The organism is Thauera sedimentorum, from assembly GCF_014489115.1.
Taxonomy (GTDB): Bacteria; Pseudomonadota; Gammaproteobacteria; order Burkholderiales; family Rhodocyclaceae; genus Pseudothauera; species Pseudothauera sedimentorum.
In genome coordinates this window covers 1123064-1143609 of sequence record NZ_JACTAH010000002.1, presented here as the reverse complement: position 1 = coordinate 1143609, position 20546 = coordinate 1123064, and the positions used below count along the sequence as shown (strand labels likewise).

Annotated in this window: 22 protein-coding genes and 1 pseudogene; 14 read left to right on the top strand and 9 right to left on the bottom strand. The window is 67.9% G+C overall.

Annotated elements, in window-relative coordinates; genetic code table 11:
- Positions 1-3: 3 nt before the first annotated feature.
- Entirely contained in the window at positions 4-1515 is a 1512-nt protein-coding gene (locus tag IAI53_RS15180) for a cobyric acid synthase (protein ID WP_225433326.1), read from the bottom strand.
- Positions 1516-1554: 39 nt separating this feature from the next.
- Here IAI53_RS15180 and cbiB point away from each other — a divergent pair, with 39 nt between their 5' ends.
- Genes cbiB through IAI53_RS15165 form a run of 3 tightly spaced genes read left to right on the top strand, consistent with a single transcriptional unit; the run spans position 1555 to position 4404 of the window.
- Entirely contained in the window at positions 1555-2526 is a 972-nt protein-coding gene (cbiB, locus tag IAI53_RS15175; protein WP_187719004.1) for an adenosylcobinamide-phosphate synthase CbiB, read from the top strand.
- A complete protein-coding gene (cobD, locus tag IAI53_RS15170; protein WP_187719003.1) occupies positions 2519-3505 on the top strand; it encodes a threonine-phosphate decarboxylase CobD in 987 nt (328 codons plus the stop codon). Before cbiB ends, cobD begins: the two co-directional genes overlap by 8 nt.
- On the top strand, positions 3502-4404 hold the full coding sequence (locus tag IAI53_RS15165) for a cobalamin-binding protein (RefSeq protein ID WP_187719002.1): 903 nt from the start codon (positions 3502-3504) through the stop codon (positions 4402-4404). The genes cobD and IAI53_RS15165 overlap by 4 nt, the downstream gene beginning before the upstream one ends.
- 93 nt (positions 4405-4497) lie before the next feature.
- Here IAI53_RS15165 and IAI53_RS15160 read toward each other — a convergent pair whose 3' ends face one another.
- On the bottom strand, positions 4498-5646 hold the full coding sequence (locus tag IAI53_RS15160; protein WP_187719001.1) for a M48 family metallopeptidase: 1149 nt from the start codon (positions 5644-5646) through the stop codon (positions 4498-4500).
- A gap of 466 nt (positions 5647-6112) precedes the next feature.
- Here IAI53_RS15160 and coxB point away from each other — a divergent pair, with 466 nt between their 5' ends.
- The 6 genes from coxB to IAI53_RS15135 all read left to right on the top strand — a co-directional run bounded on the left by coxB (position 6113) and on the right by IAI53_RS15135 (position 10860).
- Positions 6113-7252 (top strand): cytochrome c oxidase subunit II, encoded by a 1140-nt coding sequence (gene coxB, locus IAI53_RS15155; RefSeq protein WP_187719000.1) that lies wholly within the window; start codon positions 6113-6115, stop codon positions 7250-7252.
- Positions 7253-7298: 46 nt separating this feature from the next.
- Complete coding sequence (gene ctaD, locus IAI53_RS15150; RefSeq protein WP_187718999.1) at positions 7299-8885, top strand: cytochrome c oxidase subunit I; 1587 nt, start codon at positions 7299-7301, stop codon at positions 8883-8885.
- Between the two features lie 15 nt (positions 8886-8900).
- Positions 8901-9026 (top strand): cytochrome oxidase small assembly protein, encoded by a 126-nt coding sequence (locus IAI53_RS18485; protein WP_225433380.1) that lies wholly within the window; start codon positions 8901-8903, stop codon positions 9024-9026.
- Complete coding sequence (locus IAI53_RS15145; protein ID WP_187718998.1) at positions 9023-9586, top strand: cytochrome c oxidase assembly protein; 564 nt, start codon at positions 9023-9025, stop codon at positions 9584-9586. The genes IAI53_RS18485 and IAI53_RS15145 overlap by 4 nt, the downstream gene beginning before the upstream one ends.
- A complete protein-coding gene (locus IAI53_RS15140) occupies positions 9583-9792 on the top strand; it encodes a DUF2970 domain-containing protein (RefSeq protein WP_187718997.1) in 210 nt (69 codons plus the stop codon). Before IAI53_RS15145 ends, IAI53_RS15140 begins: the two co-directional genes overlap by 4 nt.
- A gap of 216 nt (positions 9793-10008) precedes the next feature.
- Positions 10009-10860: a cytochrome c oxidase subunit 3 gene (locus IAI53_RS15135; protein WP_187718996.1), complete on the top strand. Its 852-nt coding sequence runs from the start codon at positions 10009-10011 to the stop codon at positions 10858-10860.
- A gap of 376 nt (positions 10861-11236) precedes the next feature.
- On the opposite strand, the gene IAI53_RS15130 is transcribed toward IAI53_RS15135, so the two are convergent.
- Complete coding sequence (locus IAI53_RS15130; protein ID WP_187718995.1) at positions 11237-11428, bottom strand: twin transmembrane helix small protein; 192 nt, start codon at positions 11426-11428, stop codon at positions 11237-11239.
- Here IAI53_RS15130 and IAI53_RS15125 point away from each other — a divergent pair.
- Genes IAI53_RS15125 through IAI53_RS15105 form a run of 5 tightly spaced genes read left to right on the top strand, consistent with a single transcriptional unit; the run spans position 11427 to position 15460 of the window.
- Entirely contained in the window at positions 11427-12173 is a 747-nt protein-coding gene (locus IAI53_RS15125) for an SURF1 family protein (RefSeq protein ID WP_187718994.1), read from the top strand. The two genes, IAI53_RS15130 and IAI53_RS15125, sit on opposite strands and share 2 nt — an antisense overlap.
- Positions 12151-12780: an SCO family protein gene (locus IAI53_RS15120; RefSeq protein ID WP_225433325.1), complete on the top strand. Its 630-nt coding sequence runs from the start codon at positions 12151-12153 to the stop codon at positions 12778-12780. Before IAI53_RS15125 ends, IAI53_RS15120 begins: the two co-directional genes overlap by 23 nt.
- Before the next feature lie 2 nt (positions 12781-12782).
- Positions 12783-13922 carry a COX15/CtaA family protein gene (locus IAI53_RS15115; protein ID WP_187718993.1) on the top strand — a complete coding sequence of 380 codons (1140 nt, stop codon included), beginning with the start codon at positions 12783-12785 and terminating at the stop codon, positions 13920-13922.
- A 4-nt stretch (positions 13923-13926) separates the two neighbouring features.
- Positions 13927-14826 carry a heme o synthase gene (gene cyoE / locus IAI53_RS15110; protein ID WP_187718992.1) on the top strand — a complete coding sequence of 300 codons (900 nt, stop codon included), beginning with the start codon at positions 13927-13929 and terminating at the stop codon, positions 14824-14826.
- A 34-nt stretch (positions 14827-14860) separates the two neighbouring features.
- Complete coding sequence (locus IAI53_RS15105) at positions 14861-15460, top strand: SCO family protein (protein ID WP_187718991.1); 600 nt, start codon at positions 14861-14863, stop codon at positions 15458-15460.
- A gap of 139 nt (positions 15461-15599) precedes the next feature.
- Here IAI53_RS15105 and rpoH read toward each other — a convergent pair whose 3' ends face one another.
- The 6 genes and pseudogenes from rpoH to IAI53_RS18810 form a co-directional block, all read right to left on the bottom strand.
- Positions 15600-16451, bottom strand: a complete 852-nt coding sequence (gene rpoH, locus IAI53_RS15100) for an RNA polymerase sigma factor RpoH (RefSeq protein WP_187718990.1) — start codon at positions 16449-16451, stop codon at positions 15600-15602.
- Between the two features lie 73 nt (positions 16452-16524).
- A complete protein-coding gene (locus IAI53_RS15095; protein WP_187718989.1) occupies positions 16525-17472 on the bottom strand; it encodes an ABC transporter ATP-binding protein in 948 nt (315 codons plus the stop codon).
- 55 nt (positions 17473-17527) lie between these two features.
- A complete protein-coding gene (locus tag IAI53_RS15090) occupies positions 17528-18184 on the bottom strand; it encodes a hypothetical protein (protein ID WP_225433324.1) in 657 nt (218 codons plus the stop codon).
- A gap of 200 nt (positions 18185-18384) precedes the next feature.
- Positions 18385-19194: an ABC transporter permease gene (locus IAI53_RS15085; protein ID WP_225433323.1), complete on the bottom strand. Its 810-nt coding sequence runs from the start codon at positions 19192-19194 to the stop codon at positions 18385-18387.
- A 161-nt stretch (positions 19195-19355) separates the two neighbouring features.
- Positions 19356-19808, bottom strand: a complete 453-nt coding sequence (locus IAI53_RS15080) for a hypothetical protein (protein WP_187718987.1) — start codon at positions 19806-19808, stop codon at positions 19356-19358.
- A gap of 109 nt (positions 19809-19917) precedes the next feature.
- Positions 19918-20020, bottom strand: a pseudogene (locus tag IAI53_RS18810) (prepilin-type N-terminal cleavage/methylation domain-containing protein); the annotation flags it as partial.
- Between the last annotated feature and the right edge of the window lie 526 nt (positions 20021-20546).

Genomic DNA, 20546 nt, shown 5'->3' with positions numbered 1-20546 from the left:
CGGTCAAGCAGCCATGTCGATGGGCTTGCGCAGGGCCTCGCCCGCCGCCCCGCCGAGGCAGTCGGCCAGCCGCCCGAGATCCAGCGATGCCGCCAGACTGTCGGCCAGACGGTCGAGGTCGGCCTCGCGCCGCGCGGCGAGATCGACCTTCTGCACGCCGGCCGCGCCGGCCCACGCCAGCAGCGCGGCGAGCGCATCCGGGTGATCGAACAGGCCGTGCACATAGCTGCCGAGCACCTGACCGTCGGCCGACAGCGCGCCGTCGCTGCGTCCGTCGGACAGGCGCAGCGCGGGGCGCGCCAGCGCCGCACCGCGCGAGATGCCCATGTGGATCTCGTAGCCGCGCACCGGTGCGCCGGCCACGCCTGCCAGGCAGAGCTCGCCTTCCACGTTGACGAGCTGTTTCTCCGCTTCGAGCACGGTGGCCATCTCCAGCCAGCCCAGGCCGTCCATGTCGCCGGCTGCGCCTTCCAGGCCGGCGGGATCTTCCAGGCGCTCACCCAGCATCTGGAAGCCGCCGCAGATGCCGATCACCTTGCCGCCATAGCGCAGGTGGCGGCGGATCGCCGCCTCCCAGCCCTGCGCGCGCAGCCAGGCGAGGTCCGCCTGCACGCTCTTGGAGCCCGGCAGCACGATGAGGTCCGCGGGCGGGATCGCCTGCCCCGGCCCCACCCAGCGGAAATCGACCTGCGGATGCAGGCGCAGCGCGTCCAGGTCGGTGTGGTTGGAGATGCGCGGATAGACCGGCGCAACCACCCGCAGCAGGGCTTCCTCCTTGTCGGCGCGCGCATCGCCCAGCGCGTCCTCGGCATCCAGGAACAGGCCGTGCAGGTAGGGCAACACGCCGAGCACCGGCCGCCCGGTGCGCGCCTCCAGCCAGTCCAGGCCGGACTGCAGCAGGCCGATGTCGCCGCGGAAGCGGTTGATCACGAAGCCCTTGACCCGCGCCTGCTCGGAGGGCGAGAGCAGCTCCAGGGTGCCGACCAGATGGGCGAACACGCCGCCACGGTCGATGTCCGCCACCAGGATCACCGGGCAGTCGACCGCCTCGGCGAAGCCCATGTTGGCGATGTCGCGATCGCGCAGGTTGATCTCGGCCGGGCTGCCCGCGCCCTCCACCAGCACACAGTCGTAACCCGCCACCAACCGTTGCCAGGATTCCAGCACCGCGGCCATCGCGGTGGGCTTGTAGTCGTGATAGGCGCGCGCATCGAGGTTGGTCACCGCCTTGCCATGGATGATCACCTGCGCGCCGATGTCGCTCGCCGGCTTGAGCAGCACCGGGTTGAAGTCGGTATGCGGCGCCAGCCCCGCGGCCAGCGCCTGCAAGGCCTGCGCACGGCCGATCTCGCCGCCGTCCACGGTCACCGCGGAGTTGAGCGCCATGTTCTGCGGCTTGAAGGGTGCGACGCGCACGCCGCGACGCGCCAGCAGCCGGCACAGGCCGGCGACCAGGGTGCTCTTGCCGGCGTCCGAGGTCGTGCCCTGCACCATCAGGGTGGCGGTGGTCTGCATCGCGTAGAATCCGGGGTCCGAAAAAGCGCCGATTATCCCATGGACGCCGCCGCGCTCCTTGCCGTCACCCTTTTCCTCAAGCTCGCCGCCGGCCTGCTGGCCGACCGCCTGCTGGGCGAGCCGCGCCGCTGGCATCCGCTGGTCGGCTTCGGCCGGCTGGCCAAGGCCATCGAGCGCGGCCTGCGGCGCGAAGGCGCCGGCGCCCTGCCGCAGCAGGCGCGTGGCCTGCTCGCCTGGATGCTGGCGGTGCTGCCGTGGGCGGGGCTGGCGCTGTGGCTGCGCGACCTGCACCCGGCCGCGCACTGGTTCGTCGACATCGCATTGCTGTGGTTCGCGCTCGGCGGGCGCAGCCTGGTCGAGCACGGCGAGGCGGTGGCCGCGCCGCTGGCCGCCGGCGACCTGGCCGCCGCGCGCGAGCGGGTGGGCTGGATCGTCAGCCGCGACACCAGCGCGCTGGACGCCGAAGGCGTGGCGCGCGCCGGCACCGAGTCGGTGCTGGAGAACGGCAACGACGCGGTGTTCGGCGCGCTGTTCTGGTTCATCCTGCTGGGCGGGCCGGGCGCGCTGCTGTTCCGCCTCGCCAACACCCTGGACGCCATGTGGGGCTACCGCACGCCGCGCTACCTGAATTTCGGCCGCGCCGCCGCACGCCTGGACGACGCGCTCAACTGGCTACCGGCACGCCTCACCGCGCTCACCTACGCCCTGCTCGGCAACACCGCCACCGCGCTGGCCTGCTGGCGCAGCCAGGCCGCGCAGTGGGACAGCCCCAACGCCGGCCCGGTGATGGCCGCCGGCGCCGGCGCGCTGGCGGTGCAACTGGGCGGCAGCGCGATCTATCACGGCCGCGTCGAGGAACGCCCGCCGCTGGGCAAGGGCCCCGCGGCCGACGCCGCCAGCCTGCGCCGCGCCATCCGCCTGGTGCGCCACGGCATGCTGGCCTGGCTGGGCGCGGTCGGCGGCGTCGCCCTCGTGCTGAGCCTGCTCGCCTTGGGAGCCGCCCATGCTTGAGCACGGCGGCCGACTGCGCGCCGCCGCGCGCCAATACGGCATCGCGCTGGCCGACTGGATGGACCTGTCCACCGGCATCAACCCCCTCGCCTATCCGGTGCCGCCGCTGCCGCCGGAAGCCTGGCAGCGCCTGCCGGAGGACGACGACGGCCTGATCGACGCGGCCGCCGCCTACTACGGCACCCGCGAACTGCTGCCGGTCGCCGGCTCGCAGGCCGCCATCCAGGCCCTGCCCGCGCTCATCCCCGGCGAGCGCGTCACCCTGCTCGAAACCACTTACGCGGAACACCCGCAGGCCTGGCGTACCCGGCGCCTGCGACGCTGCGCCGCGGACGCCGTGGATGCGGCGATCGACGACACCGACGTGCTGGTGCTGGCCAACCCCAACAACCCCACCGGCGAACGCTTCGGCCTCGCCCGCCTGCTCGACTGGCACGCCCGCCTCGCCGCACGCGGCGGCTGGCTGGTGGTGGACGAAGCCTTCATCGACGCCGACCCGGCCGGATCGCTCGCCCCCCATGCCGGACGTCCGCACCTGGTGGTGCTGCGCTCGCTCGGCAAGTTCTTCGGCCTGGCCGGTGCGCGGGTGGGCTTCGTGCTGGCGGAAGCCGCGCTGCGCGAGCGCCTGGCCGAGCAGCTCGGCCCGTGGGCGATCAGCGGCCCCGCACGACATGCCGCCCGGGCGGCGCTTGCCGATACCGCCTGGCAGCAGGCCGCCCGGCAGGCGTTGGCCGAAGCCGGCGAACGGCTGGCCACGCTGCTGCGCCAGCACCTGCCCGGCACCCCGCAGGGCACCGCCCTCTTCCAGTGGCTGCCGCATCCGCAGGCGGCCGCGTTGCACGAGGCGCTCGCCCGGCGCGCCATCCTGGTACGCCGTTTCGACACGCCGGCCTCGCTGCGCTTCGGCCTGCCGGCCGACGAGGCGCAATGGCGCCGTCTTGCCGAGGCCCTGCACGATCTCAAGGACACCTGCTCATGAACACCGCCCCGCTCCGTCTCGCCGCCCTCGCGGCCCTGCTTGCCGCCGCCCTGCCCGCCAGCGCCGAGCTGCGCATCACCGACGACACCGGCCGCGAGCTGGTGCTTCCCGGCCCGGCCGAACGCATCGTCAGCCTCGCCCCGCACGTGACCGAACTGCTGTTCGCCGCCGGCGCCGGGGAGAAAGTGGTGGGCGTGGTGGCCTACAGCGATTATCCGCCAGCCGCGCGTGCGCTGCCGCAGGTCGGCGGCTACACGCAGCTCGACCTCGAAGCGGTGGTCGCGCTGCAACCGGATCTGGTGGTCGCCTGGTCCAGCGGCAACCGCAACGCCAACCTCGACAAGCTGCTCGCCCTCGGCATCCCGGTCTTCCTCAACGAACCGCGCCGCCTCGATGACGTGGCCGACAGCTTGGAGGACATGGGCCGGCTGGCCGGCACCGAGCCCGCCGCCCGGGATGCCGCCGATCGCTTCCGCAGCCGCCGCGCCGCGCTCGCCGCCCACTACCGGGAGCGCCCGCCGGTGCGCATGTTCTACCAGATCTGGGACAAGCCGCTGATGACCATCAACGGCGAACACCTCATCTCCGACGCCATCCGCCTATGCGGCGGCGAGAACGTGTTCGCCGGCCTCGGCCAGCTCGCCCCGCGCATCGGCGTGGAGGCGGTGCTGGCGGCCAATCCGGAGGCCGTGGTGGCGAGCGGCATGGGCGAGGAACGCCCGGACTGGCTGGACCAGTGGCGCAACTGGCCGAAGCTCTCCGCAAGCGCGGCCGGCAACCTGTACTTCATCCCGCCGCAGCTGATCCAGCGCCACACCCCGCGCCTGCTCGACGGTGCCGAGCAACTGTGCGAGTTCCTGGAGGACGCGCGCGCCAAGCGCGGAGCCGCTGCGCGCTAGCGCTACTGGAGGGCCTGTAGGAGCGGCCTTGGCCGCGATGCGGCGTCGTTTCGTGGTCGGCGGGATCGCGGCCAAGGCCGCGCCTACGGTCGATCAGGCGCGATCGGTCGGGCTCCGGCCTTCGCGGCGGGCCCGGCGGTAGCTTCGCCGCCAGTTGCGCCCGGTGACGCTCCACCAATGGCGGTCGAAGGCCCATGCCAGCCGCGGCAGCAGGGCGGACAGATAGTGGATGGCCGCCGAGCGCTCGGGCGGCACCGCCTCGCACGCCGGCACGCGCAGTGCGCGCAGGCGTTCCGCCGGAGTGGGATGCAGGGAGGCGGCTTCCTCCTCGCCCCCGCGAAAACCGGCGTTCAGTACGCTGTGCGCATTGAAGCCGGCGCTGACACCCAGCCCCATTTCGCGGAACGGCCTGAAGCGGGGCTCTGGCGCCGAACTGCACTGCGCCATCACCTTGGGCCAGTAGTCCTCGCGCAGGAAGCGGTCCTTGGCGGACACCTCGATCAGGGCCTCGCCGAGCAGGCGCCGACCGACCACCCGGGCAGCGATTGCGTCGGCGGCGAACTCCTCCAGCCGCGTCATGCGCAACATGCCCAGCGTATAGCGATAGAAGCGTCGATCCAGCCAGGACTCGAGCAGCGGATGATAGTCGGCGATCTGGTCGGCCAGGCGCAGCCACCACGCGCGCAGATGCGCGCCGAAGGCGCCCAGCGCCCGCCGCTGCACCACCAGATGGCCGAACTCGTGCGCGAGCACGGCAAGAAACTGTCGCCGCGACAGGCAGTGCGCCAGCGGCAGGCCGATCATCAGGTGATATTCGATGCGGCCGAAGCAGCCGAAGCGCGGGCGCTGCAGCACCGCGGCGTTCATCTCGTCGGTGATCCACACGCCGTCGAGCGGCGGCACGCCCAGCCGCCTGGCGACCTCGTCGATGCGGTAGTGCAACGCGCCGGCCACGCCGCGCGGCAAGGGAATGCCCTGGGGTTGTGGCGCCGGGACCAGCGCAAGGACGAGGAGATGGCATACGCCGAGCGTCATCACCGCCGCGCCCAGCCAGTAAAGCGTGCGCCCGCTGGCATCCTCCGCATGCCACCCGGCCTGCAGGGCCCAGATCACCACGCCCACGCCGCCGGCCACCGCAAGGACGATGGTGACGAAGCCGGCGAGCGCGGTCACCGTCAGCCGGCGCGCCAGCCGGGCATGTACGACATCCAGGCGGGACCGCCCACGACAAGACGAACGCATACCCATCATCCGATGCAAAGTTCGCACGCACCATAGCCCGGACCCCGGGAGATGGTTTTGCGCAAAATCAACTGAATGTCCGTCATGGCGGCGTCCGCAACACCCGCGCAGCGCTCACCCGGATTGCTGCGCCCCCATCAGGGAAAACCCCAGTCATGCGGCGCCAGCCCTTGCAAGTCATGCGCTTTATCACATTGTGCACCGCACTCCTTTGACTTTTCTCAAGATTTCATATTGCGACCGCCAATTCCACTATGGCATGATCGTCGCAACCAGGCGGGATGGCCACCAACAAAAATTCGACGGCCCCCCGCATTTGAGGATCGTTCCGGCAAGCACCCGGGACGCCAGTGGCACCCGCTCCAGCCCCGACAGCCTCACCCTGGAAGCGGCCTCGTCCCGGTACGCGACGAGGGCCACCGTCCGTCTGCCGTTTGCCGAAACTGCATTCGATGGGGGTTGGGACATGGGTCTTGCCGCTCGCATTGCAGGTTCAACGCTTTTCCTCGCGCTTCCATACGCACTGGCCGGAGGTGCGCTCGCCCAGAGCCGCTACAACCTCCAGCCACCGGTCACCGAGGTGGCCGGGCAGATCTACGATCTGCACACGCTGATGCTGATCATCTGCCTGGTGATCTTCGTCGGCGTGTTCGGCGTGATGTTCTGGGCAGTGTTCCGCCACCGCAAGTCGCGCGGTGCGGTCGCGGCGAACTTCCACGAGAACACTTCGGTGGAGATCGCCTGGACCGTGGTGCCGGTGCTGATCCTGCTCGGTATGGCCTGGCCGGCCACCAAGACCGTGATCGCGATGAAAGACACCTCCGACCCGGACATCACCATCAAGGCCACCGGCTATCAGTGGAAGTGGGGCTACGACTATCTGCAGGGTGAGGGCGAAGGCATCCGCTTCGTGTCCAACATGTCCACCCCGCGCGAGCAGATCGAAGGCGCCGCGCCCAAGGGCGAGGCCTATCTGCTGGAAGTCGACAACCCGATGGTGGTCCCGGTGGGCAAGAAGGTGCGCATCCTCACCACCGCCGCGGACGTCATCCATTCATGGTGGCTGCCGGCCTTCGGCGTGAAGCAGGACGCCATCCCCGGCTTCATCCGCGACACCTGGTTCCGTGCCGACCAGGAAGGCGTCTACCGCGGCAACTGTGCCGAACTGTGCGGACGCGACCACGGCTTCATGCCGATCGAAGTACACGTGGTGTCCGCCGAGGCCTACAGCGCCTGGGTGAGCGAACGCCAGGCGGCGTCCGCTGCGGGCGCCGCCGACGACACCCGCGAGTTTGCCCTCGCCGAGCTCGTGGAGCGCGGCGCCAAGGTGTACGCCACCCACTGCGCGGCCTGCCATCAGGCCAACGGCCAGGGCCTGCCCCCGGCCTTCCCCGCACTGGACGGCTCGCCGGTGGTCAAGGGCGACACCGCGGCACAGATCGCCGTGGTGCTGGAGGGCCGCCCCGGCACCGCGATGGCGGCCTTCGGCAATCTGCTCTCCGACGCCGACATCGCCGCCGCGATCACCTACACCCGCAACAGCTGGAGCAACAGCAGCGGCGAAGCCGTGCAGCCGACGGACATCGCCGCAGCACGCGGCGGCTGAGCACTACCCGCAGCCGCCGCCCCGATCTCACGCAGGAGGAGTCAGCATGTCGGCCGTCACCCCGGACCAGCTGCACGACCACCATCATCACCCCGCCCCCGGCGGGCTGATGCGCTGGATCACCACCACCAATCACAAGGACATCGGCACGATGTACCTGATCTTCAGCTTCATCATGTTCCTCTCCGGGGGCGTGATGGCGCTGACGATCCGGGCCGAGCTGTTCCAGCCCGGCCTGCAGGTGGTACAGCCGGAGCTGTTCAACCAGCTCACCACCATGCACGGCCTGGTGATGGTGTTCGGCGCCATCATGCCGGCCTTCGTCGGCTTCGCGAACTGGCAGATCCCGCTGATGATAGGCGCCAGCGACATGGCCTTCGCGCGCATGAACAACTGGAGCTTCTGGCTGCTGCCGCCGGCGGCCATCCTGCTGATCGGCTCCTTCTTCGTGCCCGGCGGGGCCACCGCCGCGGGCTGGACGCTGTACGCGCCGCTCTCGGTGCAGATGGGCATGGGCATGGACATGGCAATCTTCGCCATCCACATCATGGGCATCAGCTCCATCATGGGGGCGATCAACATCGTGGTGACCATCCTCAACATGCGCGCGCCCGGCATGACCATGATGAAGATGCCGCTGTTTTGCTGGACCTGGCTGATCACCGCCTACCTGCTGATCGCGGTGATGCCGGTGCTGGCCGGCGCGGTGACCATGATCCTCACCGACCGCCACTTCGGCACCAGCTTCTTCAACGCCGCCGGCGGCGGCGACCCGGTGATGTACCAGCACATCTTCTGGTTCTTCGGCCACCCGGAGGTGTACATCATGATCCTCCCGGCCTTCGGCATCGTCAGCCAGATCATCCCGGCCTTCGCGCGCAAGCCGCTGTTCGGCTACGCCTCCATGGTGTACGCCACCGCCTCGATCGCCATCCTGTCCTTCGTGGTGTGGGCGCACCACATGTTCACCACCGGCATGCCGGTGGCCGGGCAGCTGTTCTTCATGTACGCCACCATGCTGATCGCCGTGCCCACCGGAGTGAAGGTGTTCAACTGGGTGGCCACCATGTGGCGCGGCTCGATGACCTTCGAGACCCCCATGCTGTGGGCGGTGGGCTTCATCTTCGTGTTCACCATGGGCGGCTTCACCGGGCTGATCTGCGCCATCGCGCCGATCGACATCCAGGTGCAGGACACCTACTACGTGGTGGCCCACTTCCACTACGTGCTGGTGGCCGGCAGCCTGTTCGCGCTGTTTGCCGGGGCCTACTACTGGCTGCCGAAGTGGACCGGCATCATGCCCAGCGAGGGCCTGGGCAAGCTGCACTTCTGGTGCTCCATCGTGTTCTTCAACATCACCTTCTTCCCGATGCACTTCCTCGGGCTGGCCGGCATGCCGCGCCGCATTCCCGACTACGCGCTGCAGTTCGCCGACTTCAACGCCCTGGCTTCGGTGGGCGCCTTCGGCTTCGGTCTCTCGCAGCTGATCTTCATCGCCGTGGCGGTGCGCTGCGCGCGCGGCATCGGCGAGCGCGCCACCGCCAAGCCCTGGGACGGCGCCGACGGGCTGGAATGGACCGTACCCTCGCCCGCGCCGCACCACACCTTCGAGACCGCTCCGGTCTTCCGCTGAGAACCCGTGATCACCATGAACCACCCGGCCACCCCGACCAACAGACGCCAGGCCAACCGCCGCACCGGCCTGCTGCTGGCCGCGCTGGCGCTGTTCTTCTTCGTCGTGGTGATCGTCAAGACCGGAGTGCTGAACCAATGAGCGCGCCCGCCACCGAGAACCGCCGGCTGCTGGTCCGCCTGGTGATTTCGGCGGTGGCGATGTTCGGCTTCGGCTTCATGCTGGTGCCCTTCTACGAGAAGATCTGCGAGGTCACCGGCATCAACAACCTGCTCAAGCCCGACCAGGTCGCGGAGAACACCCAGGTCGACAGCTCCCGCTGGGTCACGGTGCAGTTCGACTCCAACGTCCATGACCTGCCCTGGCAGTTCAGCCCACGCCAGCATTCGATACGCGTGCACCCGGGCGAGATGGTGCATGTGGACTACGAGGTCACCAACACGCGCGACTACCCGGTGGCCGGCCAGGCGGTGCCGAGCTACGGCCCGCAGCTCGCCGGCCAGTACTTCCGCAAGATGGACTGCTTCTGCTTCACCCAGCAGACGCTCGCGGCCGGCGAACAGCGCGTCATGCCGGTGGTCTTCGTCATCGACCCGGCGCTGCCGGCGGACGTGACCGTGATCACCCTGTCGTACACCTTCTTCGAGATCGCCGGGCGCCGCATTTCGGGAGACGGCGGCGGACCGCCGGGCAGTACATGAACAAGACGCCGGAGCCACCCCGGCAGGCGGGTTTCTTCGCCACCATGAAGGCAGTGCTGTGGTCCTTCGCCGGCATCCGCCGGCGGCACGACTACCACCGCGACGCCGAATCGCTGAACCCCAAGGCGGTAATCGCCGCGGGCCTGCTGGGCGGATTGGTCTTCGTGCTGGCGCTGGTGGCGGTGGTGAACTGGATCGTGCCGTAGCGGTTGGAGGAAGGCGGCCGCATCGCGGCCAAGGCCGCGATAGCGAACACAAAGAGCAAGAGGGGGGAGGCAAGGGAGGGCAGGCAGGGCGGTGCGGGCTAGGAGCGGCTCGTCCGCCCCAGCCTGTTCCACCGGGCCTGCAGCCCGGATGAAGCGCAGCGCAAGCCCGGACCGGTGCGGACAAGGGCCGCGCCGGCCGACAGAGGAGGCACGCAAATGACCGAGACACTGGAAAAGTACTTCGTTCCCGAGCCCTCGAAGTACCCCATCTTCGGCTCCATCGCCCTGCTGCTGTTCGGCGGCGGTGCGGTGATGTGGCTCAACGACGTCGGCGCCGGCCCCTGGGTGCTCGCGCTCGGCCTGGCGGTGCTGATCTATATGCTTTTCGGCTGGTTCGGCCAGGTGGTGCACGAGTCCGAATCCGGCCGCTACGGCAAGCGGGTGGACACCTCGTTCCGCTGGTCGATGGGCTGGTTCATCTTCTCCGAAGTGATGTTCTTCGCCGCCTTCTTCGGCGCGCTGTTCTACGCCCGCGTGCTGTCGGTGCCGGCTCTGAGCAGCGGGGACAACGAAGCACTGCTGTGGCAAGGCTTCACCTCGGCCTGGCCCACCGCCGGGCCCAACGCCGCCGACAGCTTCACGCCCATGGGCGCCTGGGGCATCCCGGCGCTGAACACGCTGATCCTGCTCACCTCAGGCGCCACCATCACCTGGGCGCACTACGGCCTGCTCAAGGACAAGCGCGGCCAGTTCAAGCTCGGCCTGCTGCTCACCATCCTGCTGGGCGCCATCTTCCTCGGCTTCCAGATCTACGAGTACCTGCACGCCTACGGTGACCTGAACCTGCGGCTGGATTCCGGCATCTACGGCTCCACCTTCTACCTGCTCACAGGCTTCCACGGGCTGCACGTGACCATAGGCGCGATCATGCTCACCGTGATGCTGGGCCGCGCCCTGGCCGGACACTTCACCGCCGAGCACCACTTCGCCTTCGAGGCCACCGCCTGGTACTGGCACTTCGTGGACGTGGTGTGGCTGATGCTCTTCATCGTGGTGTATTGGCTATAAGCCGGATGAAAAGCGGAGCGCCCCTTCCCGCTGCGTGGCGATCGGCCATTTCGGCCGCAGGAACGGGCCTGCCCGCGACTGCGGCCGTGGCACATGCCACTGCGGGGATCGCGGCCAAGGCCGCTCCTACAGACGGATCACACAATGCCCCCGCACCCCGGGCACAAGCTGTAGGAGCGGGCTTGCCCGCGATCGCGGCCGTGGCACATGCCACCGCGGGAATCGCGGCCAAGGCCGCTCCTACGGCCGGATCGCGCGGCGTCCCGGCACCCCGGCTACAAGCTGTAGGAGCGGGCTTGCCCGCGATTGCGGCCGTACCACATGCCACCGCAGGGATCGCGGCCAAGGCCGCTCCTACAGCAGGACCACTCGCCGGCTACAGCTTGCCGGTAATCAGCCCTGAGGCATAACCGAGCATGAGCAGTGTGAACAAGGTAATCGACAGCCCCACCCGCAGCGCCAGCGCGCGCGCGGTGCGCTGGCCACCCTTGTCGCGCAGCAGGAAGCCGAGGGCCGACAACAGGCTGCCGACGATGAGCACCAGAAACAGCACGACGACCACACGCATGGACACTCTCCCGGGGCGTTTCCGGAAGTTTAGCGTCCTCGCGCTGCCCCTGCTGGCCGGACTTGCCACGGTGCTGCTCACCGTCCAGCTGGGCAACTGGCAGTTGCGCCGCGCGGCCGAGAAGAGCGCGCTGCAGCAGGCCATCGAGCAGCGCAGCGCGCAGGCGCCCGCAGCACTCGGCCAGGACGATCCGCCGGAATGGACGCCGCTCGCGCTGCGTGGCGAATGGCACCCCCGGCATCTGTTCTACCTGGACAACCGCATCCACCAGGGGCGCGCCGGCTACCACGTGTTCGCCCCCTTCCATGACCAGGACAGCGGCCGCTGGGTCATGGTGGCGCGCGGCTGGATCGCCGCCGGCGCCGACCGCACCCGGTTGCCGGCCGTGACCACGCCAGACGGCCCCGCCGGGCTCACCGGCCAGGCCCGCGTGCCCGGTGAATCCTTCACCCTGGCGAACGACGGCGCGAACAGTGCCATGGACGGCGCCCGCTGGCAGGCCATCGACCTCGACGCCTGGCGCGCCGCCACCGGCCTGCCACTGGCGGGCTTCTACCTGCAGCAGACCGGCGCTGCCAGCGACGGGCTGGTACGCGACTGGCCGCGCCCGGACGCCGGCATCGACCGCCACCGCGGCTACGCGTTGCAGTGGTTCGCCATGGCCGTACTCGCCGCCGCCCTGACCGCCCTGTACCTGTGGCGCATTTTCCGGAGGACACAAGATGTCCAGCACCGTGCTGAATGATCCCCGCTCCGCACCGCCGCGCACACTCCCGCCCGCGGAGCGCGCCCGCGCCCGGCGCACCCTGCTGCTGCTGGCCCTGGTCTGCGTGCTGCCGGTGGTCGCCTCCTACCTGGCCTTCTACGTCTGGCAGCCGGACGGGCGGACGAACTACGGCGAGCTGATCACCCCCACGCCCTTGCCAACGGCCGGACTGCAGGCTGCGGCCGACCAGCCGCCGCTCACCGCAGCGGAGTTCGAGGGCCGCTGGACCCTGGTGCACGCGGGTCCTGCCGCCTGCGGAGAACCCTGTCTCGCCGCCCTGCACACCCTGCGCCAGGTCCGTCTCGCACAGGGCAAGGAGATGGAGCGCGTCGCCCGCGTGTGGCTGCTCACCGACCATGCCCCGGCCGCCGCCATCCCAGGCGAGGATGCCGACGGCCTGCGCATCGCCCGCATCGCCGCCGACCCCGCCTGGCTCGCCGCCCTGCCCGGCGCGGCGACCGGCGCGCACATCTACCTGGTCGATCCGCTGGGCAACGCGATGATGCGCTTCCCGCCCGCGGCCGACCCCAAGCGCATGGTCAAGGACCTGCAGCGCCTGCTGAAGTATTCCGCCCTGGGGAGGTAAGGATGGGGCTCTACCGCCGTCTCGTACTGCTCGCCCTGCTGCTCACCGCCGTGGTGGTGGTGTTCGGCGCCTATGTGCGCCTGGCCGACGCCGGCCTGGGCTGCCCGGACTGGCCCGGCTGCTACGGGCAGCTCAGCCCGGCGCACGCCGCCGACGACATCCGCGCCGCCCACGCCGCCGACCCGCACGGCCCGGTCAGCCTGCCCAAGGCCTGGAAGGAGATGGTGCACCGCTACCTCGCCGCCACCCTGGGCCTGGTGATCATCGCCATCGCGGTGCTCGCCTGGCGGCGGCGCGCCGAGCCCGGCAGCGCGCCCGGCGTGGCCATGGTACTGGTCGGCGTGGTGATCTTCCAGGGCCTGCTCGGCAAGTGGACCGTCACCCTGCTGCTCAAGCCCGCCATCGTCACCGCCCATCTGCTGGGCGGACTCACCACGCTGGCACTGCTGAGCTGGCTGGCACTGCGCGCGTACGCCGCGCCGCGGCGCCAAGCGAACCTCGCCGCCGGCGCTTCCGCTCCGCTGCGCCTCGCCGCCGCAGCCGGTTTCGTGCTGCTGGTCGGGCAGATCGCCCTCGGCGGCTGGACCAGCACCAATTACGCGGCGCTCGCGTGCACCGACTTCCCCGCCTGCCACGGCAGCTACTGGCCGGAGGCCGACTACGCCAACGCCTTCCACGTGGTCCGCGAACTCGGCATGACCGCCGACGGTGAGCTGCTGTCGCTGGCCGCACTCACCGCCATCCACTGGACGCACCGGCTTGGCGCGCTGGTGGCCGGCGGTTTCCTGCTCGTGCTGGGCGCCGCACTCATGCGCCGGCCGGGCAGCCGCGACGCCGGCATCGCGCTGCTCGCCGCGCTCGCGGTGCAAGTGGGACTGGGCATCGCCAACGTGCTCCTCAGCCTGCCGCTGCCGCTCGCCGTGGCCCACAACGCCGGCGCCGCGCTGCTGGTGGGGGTGATGGTGTGGGTGAACTTCACTCTCGCATGCACCCGCTCCCTCCCCTTCAAGGGGAGGGTTGGGGTGGGGATGGGTTCCAACCAACACACGGATCACCCCATCCCCCTCCCAACCTCCCCCTTGAAGGGGGAGGAGCAAACCGCCGCCTTGGCAGCTCTATCCTCTAACCCGCAGGAGGCCTGACGCCATGAGAACCCTCGCCCTCGGCCACCACCTCTCCGCCCGCCGGCTGCACGCCTACTACCTGCTCACCAAGCCGCGGGTGAACACGCTGATCGTGTTCTGCGCGGTGATCGGCATGTTCCTCGCCCTACCGGAGGGCCTGCCCTCACCGGCCACCGTGCTGGCGGCCACCATCGGCATCGCCGCCGTCGCCGGCGCTGCAGCAGCGATGAACTGCCTGATCGAGCAGCGCATCGACGCCCACATGGCCCGCACCCGCGGCCGCCCGCTGCCGCGCGGCGAGCTCGACTCCACGGAGGTCGCGGTGTTCTCGGCCGCGCTCGGCGGCAGCGGGCTGGCCATCCTCTACCTGCTGGTGAACCCGCTCACCATGTGGCTGACCCTGGCCACCTTCGTCGGCTACGCGGTGGTCTACACCATGCTGCTAAAGCCGCGCACACCGCAGAACATCGTCATCGGCGGCGCGTCCGGTGCAATGCCGCCGGTGCTGGGCTGGGCCGCGGTCACCGGCGAGGTCAGCGCCGACGCGCTGCTGCTCTTCCTGATCATCTTTGCCTGGACGCCACCGCATTTCTGGGCGCTGGCGCTCTACCGCACCGCGGACTACGCGCGTGCCGGGCTGCCGATGCTGCCGGTCACCCACGGCTCCGAGTTCACCCGCCTGTCGGTGCTGCTGTACACGCTGATCCTGTTCGGCGTCAGCCTGCTGCCCTTCGCCACCCGCATGAGCGGCTGGGTCTATCTGGCCGCTGCGGTGCTGCTGGGCGCGCGCTTCATCGGGTTTGCCTGGCGGCTGTACGTGGATTACAGTGACCCGCTCGCGCGGCGCACCTTCCGCTATTCCATCGTGTATCTGGCGGCCCTGTTCGCCGCGCTGCTCGCCGACCACTACCTGCCGTTCTGAACGTCGGGGCCGCCCGGCCCCGCCTTGCCCCCACATGCCCGCTTGCCGTCAACCGTTCGTCTTTATCGCCGCCCTGTTCGCGGCCGTCCTGCTCACCGCCTGCGGCGAACCGCCACCGAGCTTCCGCAACACCGACATCACCGGCGCGCCCTACGGCAAGAGCCTCGCGCTGACCGACCACAACGGTCAGCCGCGTACGCTGCAGGATTTTCGCGGCAAGGTCGTCACGTTGTTCTTTGGCTTCACCCAGTGCCCGGACGTGTGCCCGACCAGCCTGATGACCATGAACGAAGTCATGCGCCTGCTCGGCCCGGACGCCGAGCGGGTACAGGCGCTGTTCGTCACCGTCGACCCGGAGCGCGACACCCAGGCCCTGCTCGCCGAATACGTTCCCGCCTTCGACCCGCGCTTCCTCGGCCTCTACGGCACGCTGGCGCAAACCGCCGAGGTCGCCAAGGAATTCCGCATCTACTACCGCAAGAGCGGCGACACCAGCGGCATGAACTACACCATCGACCACTCCGCCGGCACCTACATCTTCGACCCGCAGGGCCGGGTGCGGCTGTACGTAAAGCACGGCGAGAGCGCGGAGAACATGGCGGCGGACATCCGCATGCTGCTGGCAGGGAAGTAGCGGGCCGGGCAGCCATTACTCGGCTGCGGGCCATGCAGGATCGCGTAGGAGCGGCCTTGGCCGCGATTGCGACGGTTCGGGGTGTAAATGACGCCGCATCGCGGCCAAGGCCGCTCCTACATGCGGCGTTCGCCGCGCCTTAAACCGCGGCGGCCAGCATCCCGCGCATCTTCTGCATCGCCTTGACTTCGATCTGGCGGATGCGCTCGGCCGAAACGCCGTACTCCGCGGCCAGTTCGTGCAACGTGGCGGAATCGTCTTCGTTCAGCCAACGCCGCTGCACGATCGCGCGGCTGCGCTCGTCCAGGCTGGCCAGCGCGCTCTTCAGACCTTCATCCTGCAGGCGGGCCATCTGTGCCTGCTCCAGCACTTCCGACGGCTCGGCGTGCGGGTCGGGCAGGTAGGCGATCGGGGCGAAGCGCTCCTCGTCGTCGTCGCTGCCGCCTTCCAATGGCAGATCGCGGCCGGTGAGGCGGGTTTCCATCTCCACCACCTCTTCCGGTTTCACCTTCAGCTGCGCGGCCACCGCCTCGACCTCGTCGGCCGACAACGTGCCGGTGTCCTGCTTGAGGCTGCGCAGGTTGAAGAACAGCTTGCGCTGCGCCTTGGTGGTGGCAATCTTCACCAGGCGCCAGTTCTTCAGGATGTATTCGTGGATCTCGGCCTTGATCCAGTGGATCGCGAAAGACACCAGGCGCACGCCGCGCGAGGGGTCGAAGCGCTTGACCGCCTTCATCAGGCCGATGTTGCCTTCCTGGATCAGGTCGGCATGCGGCAGGCCGTAGCCCAGGTAACCACGCGCAATCGCCACGACCAGGCGCAGGTGGCTCATCACCAGCTTGCGCGCAGCATCCAGATCACCTTCCTCGCGGAAACGGGTGGCCAGATCCACCTCTTCGCGCTCGGTGAGCATCGGCACACGGTTCACCGACTGGATGTACTGATCGATGCTGCCAGCGGCCAGAACCGGAAGCGACAGGGCTTGAGTCATGTGCAGGAACCTCCTTCGGAAGCGATTTTAGCACTCGGCCAATGAGAGTGCTAAGCGCACCGAAAGTTCTCCGCTAGCCGGCAGATGCGGCCGCCTGTGACGTGTCGCCGCTCATCGCCCCCGGCCCCAGCGCGCCTTCCAGCACCTGGAAGAACACCGCCTCCAGCGTCATCGCCGGCTTCACGGTGACGATGCGCCCGCCGTCCTGCTGCAGGCGCTCGATGAAGGCCGGCAGCTCGGCCTGCGCCAGTTCCAGCTCGAACTCGCCCTCGCGCACCGTCTGGGCCCCGGCGGCCAGCGTGGCCCCGCCCTGGTAGCGCACCAGATAGCGGTCGGCGCGCTCGGCCACCAGCTCGTGCGGCGCGCGGGTGGTGAGCAGTTGACCGCGATGGATGAAGCCGAAGCGGTCGGCGATGCGCTCGACGTCGTGCAGCACATGCGAGGTCAGGAAGATCGCCCCGCCCTGCGCCTTGTAGTCGGCGAGGATCTCCACCACGTCCTTGCGCCCCACCGGGTCCAGGCCGGAGAGCGGCTCGTCCAGCACCAGCAGGCGCGGCTGCACCACCAGCGCATGCGCCAGCGCCACGCGCTGCACGTTGCCCTTGGAGAGCTGGCGGATCGCACGCTTGGCGTACTCCGCCACCGAGAAGCGCTCCAGCCAGCGCATGCACCAGGCGTCGCGGTCGTCGCGGCGGATGCCGTACATGTCCAGCGCCATGCGCAGGATCTCGAGCGGGGTGAACTGCTCGTAGAGCGCAGGGGATTCCGGCACGTAGGCCACGCCCTTGCGCGAGGCGGCGTCACGGGCGGAGACGCCGTACAGGCGTACCTCGCCCTCGTAGTCGTCGATGACGTCCAGCATCACCTTGATGGTGGTGGACTTGCCCGCGCCGTTGGGGCCGACGAAGCCGAACACTTCGCCTTCGGAGACGGTGAAGCTGACGTCGCGCAAGGCCTGGACGGTTTTTCCGCGGGTGCGGAAAATCTTGCTGACAGAACTGAATTCGAGCGCCTGACTCATTTTTCGCCCATTGAAGCTGATGTTGGATCGCCGACGCGGGAGCATGGACAGCAATTCATTGCCGCCGCTCTGCACCGGGAATCTTCATTTCCCGCAGGCGAAACCGCCCGTCGACAAACTCATAGCCCAAGCGCAAGGGATCCTGCGGCAATACGGCCAGCACCCCACTGTCCAGCAAGGCCTGTGGATTGATGAGCGGCCTGCCGGTAGTCGCCTCGTACTGCGCCTGCGCCTCACGCAACACGATCAGGCCCTGCAAGCGCATGACCCGCTTGTCCAGCATTTCAATGAGTTTGTCGTCTACCGCCTGCTCGCGCTCTCGTTCCAGAAAGGCCAGTGCAGCGCGATCGTCCGCATACTCGCCAGCTTCAATCATGATGCCGACCCGTCTCATCGTGGCTGCATTCTGAGGACTCCTCGCACGCCCAGCTGCCATCTCGAGCGCACGACGGGCTTCCTTTGCATCGCGGTTAAAGAACCACTGATTGAAACCGTAGAAGAATGGAGGGAACTCATCCCATTGCCGGCAAGCCATCGCCCCACGCAGAACCTCAAGCCCCTCCGATGGCGCCCCCCCCCAAGGGAGCATCGCATTCGCCACGTAGTAGTTGTCCTCCTGGCAGGGATTTAGTTCGGCCACGACACGGTGCACACGCACCTGGAAGGAGGCACTCGCCGCCACCGTTGCCGGATCATCGTCGAGCGTCGCCATTGCGCGAATCGTTTCAAAGTTAGCAGCGAGGAAACGATCCCCCCCGTACAGCAGTATCTGCACAGGCGCAGCAACGACCACGCGGTCAGCAACTTTGGATTGTGGAGCACTTGCTGACGGCCCGCGAGCTACAGTGAGCAAGGCAAACGCTAGGAAGCCAACCATGGCGGCCACTAGACCACCCCTTCCCCGGGCTATGGTCATGCCATGCGCCTGCGTGTCAGCGCCCAGACCGCCAAACCGATGAGGGCAGCGCCATATGCCAAAGCACCTGCCAGATGCCAGGGCCACTGCTCAGGGAGAAGGTTCATCTGCCCATAGAGCGCAATCATGCGCACATCCAGTGCAGCGAGGTCGGGCAATAGATACCCCAACAAACCGAGCGAAGAACTATACGTCTCGGCATCCTGAACAAGCCATGTCTGGCGCTGGAGCATCTGAACAATGGTCGAGAACGAACGGGCAACCAGCATGAATCCCAAGGTGCCGATCAACACGAAGCTCGGAGTAACCGCCACAACGGCAAGAAGCACGGCCATTGCGATGATCACGACCAAGTCCACCAGTATGAAGCCGACTGTAAGCCAGTAATGCCATCCAAGCGCCACCGGCGTCGCCTGTTCATAGCCCCGAGCGAGCAAACCAACAAGCCCGGCCAGTGAGACCCCGAGAACACCTAGCAAGATGGTGAGCATGCAGCCCACAGCCAACAACCGACCGAGCAGAAAACGGTAACGCGGGCGAGGATAAGTCAGAGATGTCAGAAAGAGGCGGCGATCAAATTCACGTGAAACTAGTTCTTGAAGCAACAGAATGCCGATTATCGGCAATCCGAAGCGGATAACCGAAAGCCCCACATCAAGGGCAACAGTGGACGGCTGACGCCCACTGAATTGCGCCGCCATCCATGCAGCACCCAACACAACGACCACCAGCCACAAGGACATCGACGGGAAACGCGCTCTGGCAATCAAACGCAGCGCAACTGCAAGATCCGGGGCGATAGACATCCTAACGAACGAAAATGAGAGAACGAGGCAACGATAATGGCGTCGTAGCCAGCAAAGATCAAGACGGCCTGCGCATCGCTGCCACTAAAAAAGCCGCCGCGACGAAACGCCACGGCGGCTTCGGCCTCAGCAGTCAAAAAGCCACAAAATCTGCTCGTGGATCAGCCACCCCAAGCCGGGAGGGCGGACAGGGTACTCGCTTCACAACGCCCCGTCAGCGGCTGCTCCTGAATCACGCCGCCTTCACTGCTGGTAAAGAAGGCCTTGTACGACGGGTTGGGAGCATTCCTGCCGGCGGCAACATCGTCATCGGTGCATCCCGACCCCACGGGAACCTGATTACCCGCGGTAAGAGGGTCAGTATCAACGCAGGCCACACCGCCTTGGCGACTGCCGCCAGCGTGACACGCGCCAACCTGAACAAGATTGGTGGCTTCTTCGCAGAGATACGCGCCGGTCACACCAGACGAAGCACCAAGAACGACAGCCTCAGCCAACAGCACGCATTCAGCGGAGGTCACGTTAGCGTTCCCAGAGAACGTCGTTTGTGCCATCGCAGAACCCGAGATGCCGAACGCTGCACAACACGCAAGAGCGAGATTGATTTGTTTCATGAGAGAGCTCCTCAATATCAAGTGTGACGCGGTCAAATCATTGCAGCAGACATGACCGTGATCATGTTCTTGGTGTCCGCCTTCGCCGCAGAGTCATTCGCCTTGGCGCGATACTCGTTGAACTGCGGAATGGCGATCGCCGCCAGGATGCCGATGATCGCCACGACGATCATCAGTTCGATCAGGGTAAAACCCTTTTGCAGCTTCTTCATGAGAATGCTCCTCTTGGTAGTATCCGCGAAACAGATGCTTGCTCCGCTCACGGACAGTGTACGCACGACTCGTGCCAGCTCCGTAACCCGCTGATTCCCGGCATGCAGGCCAGCATCGGTGACACGATCAGAGCAAATAATGACAAGATCACGGTCAACATTGTCAAATGTTGACCTTGCCGGTCCGCAGTTTCGGACATGACTGACACGATGATAGTCGGCTGTCCGCGGATCGCTACCGCCGGCCCCGAGGGGTGGCTCCTTCGGTGGACTCCAATGTGAGGCGCGTTCCGGCTGGTCTTGGGGCCTGCATGCGCGGGCTCCGGGTTCTGGATATCCGGGGGCGATGGGGAGCTGCCCCAATTTCATGCAGCGCCTGTGGGAGCGGCCTTGACCGGGATTGCTGCCGTGCCTCGTACCACCATCGGAATCGCGGCCAAGGCCGCTCCTACAGGGGAGTTGGCCAATTGAGGCGGGGTTGTGTGGGTTCGACCGCTTCTGGCTCAGCGGCAGACGATCCGCCCGC

What these genes read in the sequence shown, in the direction of transcription:
- IAI53_RS15180 (WP_225433326.1), bottom strand. Translation starts at nt 1,515, where the DNA reads ATGCAGACCACCGCCACCCTGATGGTGCAGGGCACGACCTCGGACGCC.
- cbiB (WP_187719004.1), top strand. Translation starts at nt 1,555, where the DNA reads ATGGACGCCGCCGCGCTCCTTGCCGTCACCCTTTTCCTCAAGCTCGCC.
- cobD (WP_187719003.1), top strand. Translation starts at nt 2,519, where the DNA reads ATGCTTGAGCACGGCGGCCGACTGCGCGCCGCCGCGCGCCAATACGGC.
- IAI53_RS15165 (WP_187719002.1), top strand. Translation starts at nt 3,502, where the DNA reads ATGAACACCGCCCCGCTCCGTCTCGCCGCCCTCGCGGCCCTGCTTGCC.
- IAI53_RS15160 (WP_187719001.1), bottom strand. Translation starts at nt 5,646, where the DNA reads ATGCGTTCGTCTTGTCGTGGGCGGTCCCGCCTGGATGTCGTACATGCC.
- coxB (WP_187719000.1), top strand. Translation starts at nt 6,113, where the DNA reads ATGGGTCTTGCCGCTCGCATTGCAGGTTCAACGCTTTTCCTCGCGCTT.
- ctaD (WP_187718999.1), top strand. Translation starts at nt 7,299, where the DNA reads ATGTCGGCCGTCACCCCGGACCAGCTGCACGACCACCATCATCACCCC.
- IAI53_RS18485 (WP_225433380.1), top strand. Translation starts at nt 8,901, where the DNA reads ATGAACCACCCGGCCACCCCGACCAACAGACGCCAGGCCAACCGCCGC.
- IAI53_RS15145 (WP_187718998.1), top strand. Translation starts at nt 9,023, where the DNA reads ATGAGCGCGCCCGCCACCGAGAACCGCCGGCTGCTGGTCCGCCTGGTG.
- IAI53_RS15140 (WP_187718997.1), top strand. Translation starts at nt 9,583, where the DNA reads ATGAACAAGACGCCGGAGCCACCCCGGCAGGCGGGTTTCTTCGCCACC.
- IAI53_RS15135 (WP_187718996.1), top strand. Translation starts at nt 10,009, where the DNA reads ATGACCGAGACACTGGAAAAGTACTTCGTTCCCGAGCCCTCGAAGTAC.
- IAI53_RS15125 (WP_187718994.1), top strand. Translation starts at nt 11,427, where the DNA reads ATGGACACTCTCCCGGGGCGTTTCCGGAAGTTTAGCGTCCTCGCGCTG.
- IAI53_RS15130 (WP_187718995.1), bottom strand. Translation starts at nt 11,428, where the DNA reads ATGCGTGTGGTCGTCGTGCTGTTTCTGGTGCTCATCGTCGGCAGCCTG.
- IAI53_RS15120 (WP_225433325.1), top strand. Translation starts at nt 12,151, where the DNA reads ATGTCCAGCACCGTGCTGAATGATCCCCGCTCCGCACCGCCGCGCACA.
- IAI53_RS15115 (WP_187718993.1), top strand. Translation starts at nt 12,783, where the DNA reads ATGGGGCTCTACCGCCGTCTCGTACTGCTCGCCCTGCTGCTCACCGCC.
- cyoE (WP_187718992.1), top strand. Translation starts at nt 13,927, where the DNA reads ATGAGAACCCTCGCCCTCGGCCACCACCTCTCCGCCCGCCGGCTGCAC.
- IAI53_RS15105 (WP_187718991.1), top strand. Translation starts at nt 14,861, where the DNA reads ATGCCCGCTTGCCGTCAACCGTTCGTCTTTATCGCCGCCCTGTTCGCG.
- rpoH (WP_187718990.1), bottom strand. Translation starts at nt 16,451, where the DNA reads ATGACTCAAGCCCTGTCGCTTCCGGTTCTGGCCGCTGGCAGCATCGAT.
- IAI53_RS15095 (WP_187718989.1), bottom strand. Translation starts at nt 17,472, where the DNA reads ATGAGTCAGGCGCTCGAATTCAGTTCTGTCAGCAAGATTTTCCGCACC.
- IAI53_RS15090 (WP_225433324.1), bottom strand. Translation starts at nt 18,184, where the DNA reads ATGGCGACGCTCGACGATGATCCGGCAACGGTGGCGGCGAGTGCCTCC.
- IAI53_RS15085 (WP_225433323.1), bottom strand. Translation starts at nt 19,194, where the DNA reads ATGTCTATCGCCCCGGATCTTGCAGTTGCGCTGCGTTTGATTGCCAGA.
- IAI53_RS15080 (WP_187718987.1), bottom strand. Translation starts at nt 19,808, where the DNA reads ATGAAACAAATCAATCTCGCTCTTGCGTGTTGTGCAGCGTTCGGCATC.